Annotated in this window: 7 protein-coding genes; 3 read left to right on the top strand and 4 right to left on the bottom strand. The window is 65.8% G+C overall.

Annotated features, from left to right (window positions below):
• Positions 1–74: 74 nt before the first annotated feature.
• From AC0IPL_RS02175 to AC0IPL_RS02190, 4 genes are read right to left on the bottom strand one after another with little or no spacing between them, the layout of a single operon-like run.
• The gene (locus AC0IPL_RS02175) at positions 75–989 is read right to left on the bottom strand and encodes an esterase-like activity of phytase family protein (protein ID WP_474271768.1); all 915 of its coding nucleotides are present in this window, start codon (positions 987–989) and stop codon (positions 75–77) included.
• On the bottom strand, positions 962–1831 hold the full coding sequence (gene mepA / locus AC0IPL_RS02180; protein ID WP_474271770.1) for a penicillin-insensitive murein endopeptidase: 870 nt from the start codon (positions 1829–1831) through the stop codon (positions 962–964). Before mepA ends, AC0IPL_RS02175 begins: the two co-directional genes overlap by 28 nt.
• The gene (locus AC0IPL_RS02185) at positions 1828–3192 is read right to left on the bottom strand and encodes an MFS transporter (RefSeq protein ID WP_474271771.1); all 1365 of its coding nucleotides are present in this window, start codon (positions 3190–3192) and stop codon (positions 1828–1830) included. The genes mepA and AC0IPL_RS02185 overlap by 4 nt, the downstream gene beginning before the upstream one ends.
• Positions 3193–3242: 50 nt before the next feature.
• Positions 3243–3791, bottom strand: coding sequence for an acyl-CoA thioesterase (locus tag AC0IPL_RS02190; protein WP_474271773.1), 549 nt, complete (start codon positions 3789–3791; stop codon positions 3243–3245).
• A 133-nt stretch (positions 3792–3924) separates the two neighbouring features.
• Between AC0IPL_RS02190 and AC0IPL_RS02195 the strand changes: the two genes are divergently transcribed.
• From AC0IPL_RS02195 to yaaA, 3 genes are all read left to right on the top strand, one after another.
• Entirely contained in the window at positions 3925–4212 is a 288-nt protein-coding gene (locus AC0IPL_RS02195) for a YggT family protein (protein ID WP_474271775.1), read from the top strand.
• 221 nt (positions 4213–4433) lie between these two features.
• Positions 4434–6491 carry a DNA helicase RecQ gene (gene recQ, locus AC0IPL_RS02200; protein WP_474271777.1) on the top strand — a complete coding sequence of 686 codons (2058 nt, stop codon included), beginning with the start codon at positions 4434–4436 and terminating at the stop codon, positions 6489–6491.
• A gap of 41 nt (positions 6492–6532) precedes the next feature.
• Positions 6533–7297, top strand: coding sequence for a peroxide stress protein YaaA (yaaA, locus tag AC0IPL_RS02205; protein WP_474271780.1), 765 nt, complete (start codon positions 6533–6535; stop codon positions 7295–7297).
• Positions 7298–7436: the final 139 nt, after the last annotated feature.

The following is a 7436-nucleotide window of genomic DNA, read 5'->3' on the forward strand; positions in this document are numbered from 1 at the left end:
ACGCGGGTGCATCTGGCGATACACCCTGTGTGGTTGGGCCGGGCGCCGCTGGCGCGGCGCGGTTGCATCAGGGGTCAGCGTGGCAGCGCGTATTCGACCAGCTCAGTGCGTTGCAATGGCAGAAAATTATCATCTGACACCATGGTTGCGCGCAGCCCGCCATCCGTCGCGCGCCAGACTGACAGCCCCTCCAGGTTATCGTGGGTGCCGGCGCGGGTTTGCAGCAGCGTCACCTCGTTTACCGGGCCAGTCGCGGTGATGTCCCAGCGGCGCAGGCGGCTGCGAAACCCCAGAAAGGACAGGTCGCGTTCCAGCAGGTAGAATCGCCCGTCGGGACCAAAATCCGCATCCACCGGGAGGAAGCCGTCGCGCGGAGGCAGGCTGAAGGGGCGTGACCAGCGCCGCCCGTTCCAGCGCCAGACCGGGATCTGCCCGTGTTTGTCCAGCGCCCGTTCCGGCAGTGTATATAGGTGGCCACGCCGGTCGATGGCCAGGGTCTCCAGCGATTTGTTGCGCGGCAACCCGCGAAAGGCTTTTGGCCGCGGCAGAACCTTGGCGCGGTCCTGCGGGTGCCGGTAGCGCGCCACCCGCGCAGAACCTTCAAACGAGATATAGTGGGTTCCGTCCGCAGCCACCGCCAGCCCTTCGCTGTCGCCGTGACGGCCGCGCAGCGCCTTGCCTGTGGCCGCTCGCAGCGGATGCACCGACGCCACCTTAATGTCGGCAATCTGCCCGCCGCGGCGGCTGATGCGGCCAGTGACCAGGGTGGCCCGGTCGCTGAGCACCGTCAGCGCCTGGCCGTCGCCGCCCAGGTTCAGTGCCGAAAAACCGCCGAACCACGGCTGGCTCAGATGCCAGCTGTAGCTGCCCAGATGCTGGGCCCCTTGCGCCGCGGCCTCTGCGGGACGCTTGGCGGCATAGGCGGCGGCCGCCAGCCCGGCAGCGGCCAGCAGCGGCAGGATCAGTTTGATTGAAGTACGGCGGCGCATTGCTGGGGCAGGTCCGACAGGGTGTGGTCGCGTCTCGGTCTAGGCTTTGGCGCGTTGGGGTCAACCGGTTTCGGCGGCTGAGGATTCAGAATGTTGGCAACCCACTGCCGCGCCTCGGCGCAGCCATCGCCCTTGGGCGGAGCAGCTTGATCCACACAGCCGCGGGCCCCGCGGGGGCAGTTCAGCCGCACGTGGAAGTGATAGTGATGCCCCCACCAGGGGCGGATCTTGCGCAGCCAGCGGCGGCTGCCCTTTTCGTCATTGCACATCTGTACCTTGGCCCCGGGAAAGACAAAGATCCGCGCCACCCGGCGGTCCTTGGCCGCCGCTTTCAGGATCTCGTGATGGGCGCGGGTCCAGCTGCTGTTCACATAGGCGCCCTTGGCGCGGCGCATCGAGATTGAGGAAATATTCTCTCGCGCGCTGCGGCTCAGGTTCAGCCGGTCGGCGGGGCGCATCCAGATGTCTATGTCCAGCCCGATCTGGTGGCTGCGGTGGCCCGACAGCATCGGCCCACCGCGCGGCTGGCTGATGTCGCCGATATAAAGCCCGTTCCAGCCGCGCTGCCGGGCAGCGACGCGGCTCAGATCCTTGATGAAGTCGATCGCTTCCGGGTGACCCCAGTTGCGGTTGCGGCTGAGCCGCATGGCTTGCCAGGTGGGGCCGGTCTCCGGAAGTTGCACGGCGCCGGCCACACAGCCCTTGGCGTAGGAGCCAAAGGGCGCAGGCCGCTGCTGCGAGGCGCTGGGCTTGGCGCCGAACAGCGCCTTGGCGGGGGTCTGCGCGCTTGCCGGTAGCAGAAACCCGATCACCGACAGACAGATGGCAAGTAACAGTTTCACCCTTGGTCTCCTTCTGTATTTACCCAGAACAACAGCAACAGCCCGGCGGCAAACAGCCCGATCACCGGGGTGATCCCCAGCCGCGCGCTGCCGGTCACGGTGGTCGCGATGCCGATCAGCGCCGGCGCGAGAAAGGCGGTGGCCCGGCCCGACAGACCATACAGGCCGAAACTCTCGGTCGCCTTCAGCGGATCGGTATGGCGCACCATCAGGCTGCGGCTGGCCGATTGCAGGATACCGCCGAAGCCGCCGATCAGCACGCCACAGCCAAAGAACACCGCGTCCGGCAGCTGTGACCCTGCGGGCAGGGCGATGCCGAAGATCTGCGTCCGCGACATGCTGACGATGGTCAGGCAGACCAGGCTCAGCACCAGGATCGAAAGGATGATCACCGGCTTGGGACCAAAGCGCCGGTCCGCCTTGCCGCCCAGCCAGCAGAACACCGTCGCCGCCAGCGCCGCGACGATTCCGAACACGCCGATCAGGGTGATTTGCCAGCCCAGCACCAGCTTGGCATAGACGCCGCCAAAACCATAGAGCCCGTTCAGCGCATCGCGGTACAGCATCGAGGAGCCGAGGTAGCTGGCCAGGCTGACGCGATTGCGCAGGTTGCGGACTGAGCGCAGCACCAGCGCCACAGCCGCCGCCACTGTGCCCCGCTGCCCGGTGGCGCTGCCCTCGCGCACCCACACGAAATAGGGCACCATGAAGATTGCGAACCACAGCGCCGTGAACGGCCCCACCGCGCGGGTGCCTTCACGCGCGGCGGCATCCAGCCCGAACAGCGGGTCAAGCCCGATCAGCGTCTTGCCGTCGGCCTGTTCGACAAACAGCAACAGCATGACGAACAGCGACAGCACCCCGCCGAGATAGCCGAAGGCATAGCCCGAGCCGGAAACATCGCCCACATCCTCGCGGCTGGCCAGCGACGGCAATTGCGCGTTGACAAAGATCAGCGCAAATTCCGCGCCGATAAAACCCAGACCAAAGCTGACCAGCATCCACCACAGGTTGCCACCCGATGGATCCATGAACCACAGACCGGCCGCGCCCAGCACATACATGACGGAAAACACCGCGATCCACGGCCGCCGCCGCCCGGAAATATCCGCCAGCGCCCCCATGAAGGGCGCGCCGAGGCCGATAAGAAGCCCGGTCACCGTCAGACACAGCGACCAAACGGTCTGCGCCTGAGCGTTTGCAGCTGTCTGTTCCAGCCCCTGGTCAACAAAGTAGCCCGCTGCCACGGCCGCGAAAAACGGGCCAAAGACAAAGGTCACCAGCAGCGTGTGATAGGGTTGGCTGGCCCAGTCAAAGAACCACCACCCCCAGATCCGCTTGCGCGTGGATATCTGCTGCATGCCCGGCCTCTTGTTATAGTTGACCTCAGGTATGGCAGCCGGGCAGGGGGTCAGGCAAGCCCGTCCTGCATCGGCGGCCAGGGCCGGCCGGCATCTGCCACACACCAGTCGCGGATCCATTCCGGCAGCTCGGGCGAGGGCGTATCCGCCTGCCCCAGCACCGCCAGCACGCGGGCGGGCGGCACGATGCCATTGCGGTCCGTCACCGCGGTGCGCAGCATCACATGGCTGGCGCAGTCGCCGTTTTTTTTCCACATGGATTGCTCGACATAGATGAACTTGTCATCCCAGCCCGCGGCGCGGCTGCGCATCTCGAATTTCTCGAAACCGCGGATGCGGCGGCGATAGCGCACCGACGACCCCGCCACCGTCAGCCCCCAGCGGTTCTTCTTCAGCGCGCCAATCAGCCCGGCCCGCTGCGCCAGCATGGTGCGGCCCAGATCATAGAGCGTCATGGTGCGGCCGTTGTTCAGCTCCATCCACATATCCAGATCCCAGGGCCAGCAGATATGGTGCGAGACATGCAGTCCGGTGATCGGCAGCGGCGCCATACGGCTGGCCAGAAGAGTGTCCTTGATCAGGCGGAAAATCGGGTACATCGCACGGCGCTCCTTGGTGAGATGTATCCGTGATGCCACCCGTTTACAGCCCGTCAACCGCAACCTTGCGGAACCCTTGCACATTTTGCGCTGTCTGCTTACCTGTGTGGCTGTTCGAATAAGGAAATATCAGATGGTCTCGCTGTTCCAAATCCTGATGCTGATCCTGGACATCGTCTGGTTCTTCATCATCGCCCATGTCATCATGAGCTGGCTTATCAACTTTCAGGTGCTGAACCTGCAGCAGCAGCTGGTCGGGCAAATCTGGTACGGGTTGAACCGGATGCTGGAACCGCTTTATGCGCCGGTGCGCCGGATCCTGCCCAACATGGGCGGTATCGACCTGGCGCCGCTTGTGGTGCTGATCGCGGTCTACGCGCTGCGCATCATTCTGGTGAACAACGTCGCGGCGTTCTACTGACACTTCGCAGTTGACGTACCACCCGGCCGATAGGCCGGGCAGCGCCCGACCCGCCCCCCGCGGGGCGGGCGCTTCGCTTCCCACCCCATCGGGCCGGGCGCTGCCCTTGGCGGAAGTGGTTAGCGCCGATGCCTTGCCCTCCCCCCTTGCCGCCCCATGCCTCCTGTGGGATTGTGCCTGCCAGACGAGCAGACACCAGCACCACGAGGCCACCCGCCCCCATGACAGCCACCGCAGCCCTGCCAGGCGCGTCCCCGATCCTGCGCGAGATCTTCGGCTTTGACGCCTTCCGCCCCGGCCAGGAGGAGATCGTCGACGCCGTGACCGCGGGTGAAAACGTGCTGGCGATCATGCCGACCGGCGGCGGCAAATCCCTGTGCTTCCAGCTGCCTGCTCTGCTGCGCGAGGGCGTCACCGTGGTGATCTCGCCACTGATTGCGCTGATGCGCGATCAGGTCCGCGCCCTGCAGGAGGCGGGTGTCACTGCCGGTGCGCTCACCTCCGGCAATACGGACGAGGAAACCGAAGCCGTCTGGCAGGCGATCGAGGCGGGGCAGCTGAAACTCCTGTACATGGCGCCCGAGCGGCTCGCCTCGGGGGCGGCCATGGGCATGCTGCGCCGCATCGGTGTCAGCCTGATCGCGGTGGACGAGGCCCATTGCGTCAGCCAATGGGGCCATGACTTCCGCCCCGATTACCTGCGCATTGGTGAGCTGCGCCGCGCGCTGGATGTGCCGTTGGCCGCCTTCACCGCGACAGCAGACCAGGAAACGCAGCAGGAAATCGTTGAAAAACTGTTTGACGGTGAGGCCCCCCGCAGTTTCCTGCGCGGCTTTGACCGGCCCAACATCCACCTGGCCTTCGCCGCCAAGGACAGCCCGCGCCGCCAAATCCTGGAATTTGCCGCCGCGCGAAAGGGCCAGTCGGGCATCGTCTACTGCGGCACCCGCGCCAAGACCGAGGCGCTGGCGGCCGCCCTGCGCGAAGACGGGCATTCCGCCTGTTTCTACCACGGCGGCATGGAGGCCGAGGACCGCCGCATCGTCGAGACGCGTTTCGCGCGCGAGGACGGTTTGATCGTGGTGGCCACCGTCGCCTTTGGCATGGGCATCGACAAGCCCGACATCCGCTGGGTTGCTCACGCCGACCTGCCGAAATCCATTGAGGCTTACTATCAGGAAATCGGCCGCGCTGGCCGCGATGGCGCGCCTGCCGAAACCCTGACGCTGTTCGGCCCCGATGACATCCGCCTGCGCCGCACCCAGGTGGACGAGGGTCTCGCCCCGCCGGAACGTCGCGCCGCCGATCACGCCCGGCTGAACGCCCTCTTGGGGCTGGCCGAGGCGCTGCACTGTCGCCGCCAGAAACTGCTGGGCTATTTCGGCGAAGAGGCCGAGCCCTGCGGCAATTGCGACCTGTGTGACACCCCGGCGGATGTCTTTGACGGCACCACCGTGGTGCGCAAGGCGCTCTCGGCGGTCCTGCGCACGGAAGAGTGGTTCGGCTCTGGCCATCTGATCGACATTCTTCTTGGCGCCGACAACGAGCGCATTCGGGCCAAACGCCACGATCAGCTGTCCGTCTATGGCTGTGGCAAGGAATTTGGCAAACGCCAGTGGCAGGCGGTGTTTCGCCAGATGATGGGCCACGACCTGTTGCGCCCCGATCCCGAACGCCACGGTGCGCTGCGTTTTACCGAAGCGGCGCTGCCGATCCTGCGTGGCGAACAGTCGATTGAGCTGCGCCGCGACACCATCAAATCCGCCGACCGCCGCCCGGCGGTCAAGACGCTGGTGTCAGAGGAAGACGCGCCGCTCCTGTCCGCGCTCAAGGCCAAGCGCCGCGCACTGGCCGAGGCGCAGAAAGTGCCGGCCTATGTGATCTTCCCCGACCGCACCCTGATCGAAATGGCGGAGATGCGCCCCGAAACGCTCGACCAGTTGGCCCGCATCAGCGGTGTCGGCGCCAAGAAGCTGGAGCGCTACGGCGATGATTTCCTGTCCGTGATAACCGGCGCGGCCGAGCAGCTGCACCCGGCGCGGCGCAAATTGGCCGGGCGCGAGGCGGGATCCGCCTACGACCGGCTTCTGGAGGTGCAGGCGCAGCTGGCCCGCGGTGAATGCGGCACGCTGAAACCGCTGACCTGCTCTGCCTCGCTTCTGGCCAAGGTGGCGCAGATGCGCCCCGATGACGAGGCCGGGCTGACCCGGCTGCTGGGAGAGCGCCGCGCGGAACGTTTCGCATCGGCGTTTCTGGACGTCTTGCGCGGCGCGGGATAGGATCGCGCCAAGGACCATAGGGCAGATATTCGGGGGCAGATATGCTGGTAGTGACCTCTCCGGCCAAGAAGCTGGACTGGGCGGAACGGGATCAGGACATGACCTGGCCCGCGCTGCACGACGACGCGGTGGCGCTAGCCGAGGTGGCCCGTGAACTGACCGTGGCAGAGCTGATGAAGCTGATGCACATCAGCCTCGATCTGGCGCAGCTGAACCACACCCGGTTTCAGGAGTGTACCGCCGACCCGGCCACCGCGGCGACCCGCCCGGCGGTGCTGGCTTTTGCCGGCGACACGTATCAGGGGCTGGAAGCATCCTCGCTGGACGCAGAGGAGCTGGCCTGGGCGCAGGACCACCTGCGCATCCTGTCGGGGCTTTACGGCGTGCTGCGGCCGCTGGACGCGATGCAGCCCTACCGGCTTGAGATGGGCTCGCGCCTGAAAAACCCGCGCGGCAAGAACCTGTATGAATATTGGGGCAGCCGGATATCCCAAGCGCTGAACGAACAAGCCGCGGCCACCGGCGCGCAGGTGCTGGTGAACTGCGCCAGCCAGGAATATTTCGGCGCGGTGGATCTGTCGGCGCTGAAATTGCGGGTGGTGACGCCGGTGTTCATGGAAGACAAGAACGGCACCCCCAAGGTGGTGAGCTTTTATGCCAAACGCGCCCGCGGCGCGATGGCGCGTTATATCATCCAGCACCGGTTGACTGACGCGGAAAGCCTGCTGGACTTCGATGCAGGGGGCTATGCCTATCAGCCCGACCTGTCGGCACCGGACAAGCCCGTTTTCCTGCGCCGCGGCTGACGCTGTTCCACCGCGAGGTGCGGCTCCCGCCCGCTCCGCCGCAGTCAGAGAATGCGACGTCCCGGTTGGGCCCGGGAGGGGGGGGGTTTTTGTCTCTTTTTAGTACCCAAACCCCCCCACGAAACTTTCTGTCTCCACA

This window comes from Leisingera sp. SA32 (assembly GCF_056033425.1).

Coding starts and splice junctions, on each gene's coding strand:
- AC0IPL_RS02175 (WP_474271768.1), bottom strand. CDS start 989: ATGCGCCGCCGTACTTCAATCAAACTGATCCTGCCGCTGCTGGCCGCT.
- AC0IPL_RS02185 (WP_474271771.1), bottom strand. CDS start 3,192: ATGCAGCAGATATCCACGCGCAAGCGGATCTGGGGGTGGTGGTTCTTT.
- AC0IPL_RS02190 (WP_474271773.1), bottom strand. CDS start 3,791: ATGTACCCGATTTTCCGCCTGATCAAGGACACTCTTCTGGCCAGCCGT.
- AC0IPL_RS02195 (WP_474271775.1), top strand. CDS start 3,925: ATGGTCTCGCTGTTCCAAATCCTGATGCTGATCCTGGACATCGTCTGG.
- recQ (WP_474271777.1), top strand. CDS start 4,434: ATGACAGCCACCGCAGCCCTGCCAGGCGCGTCCCCGATCCTGCGCGAG.
- yaaA (WP_474271780.1), top strand. CDS start 6,533: ATGCTGGTAGTGACCTCTCCGGCCAAGAAGCTGGACTGGGCGGAACGG.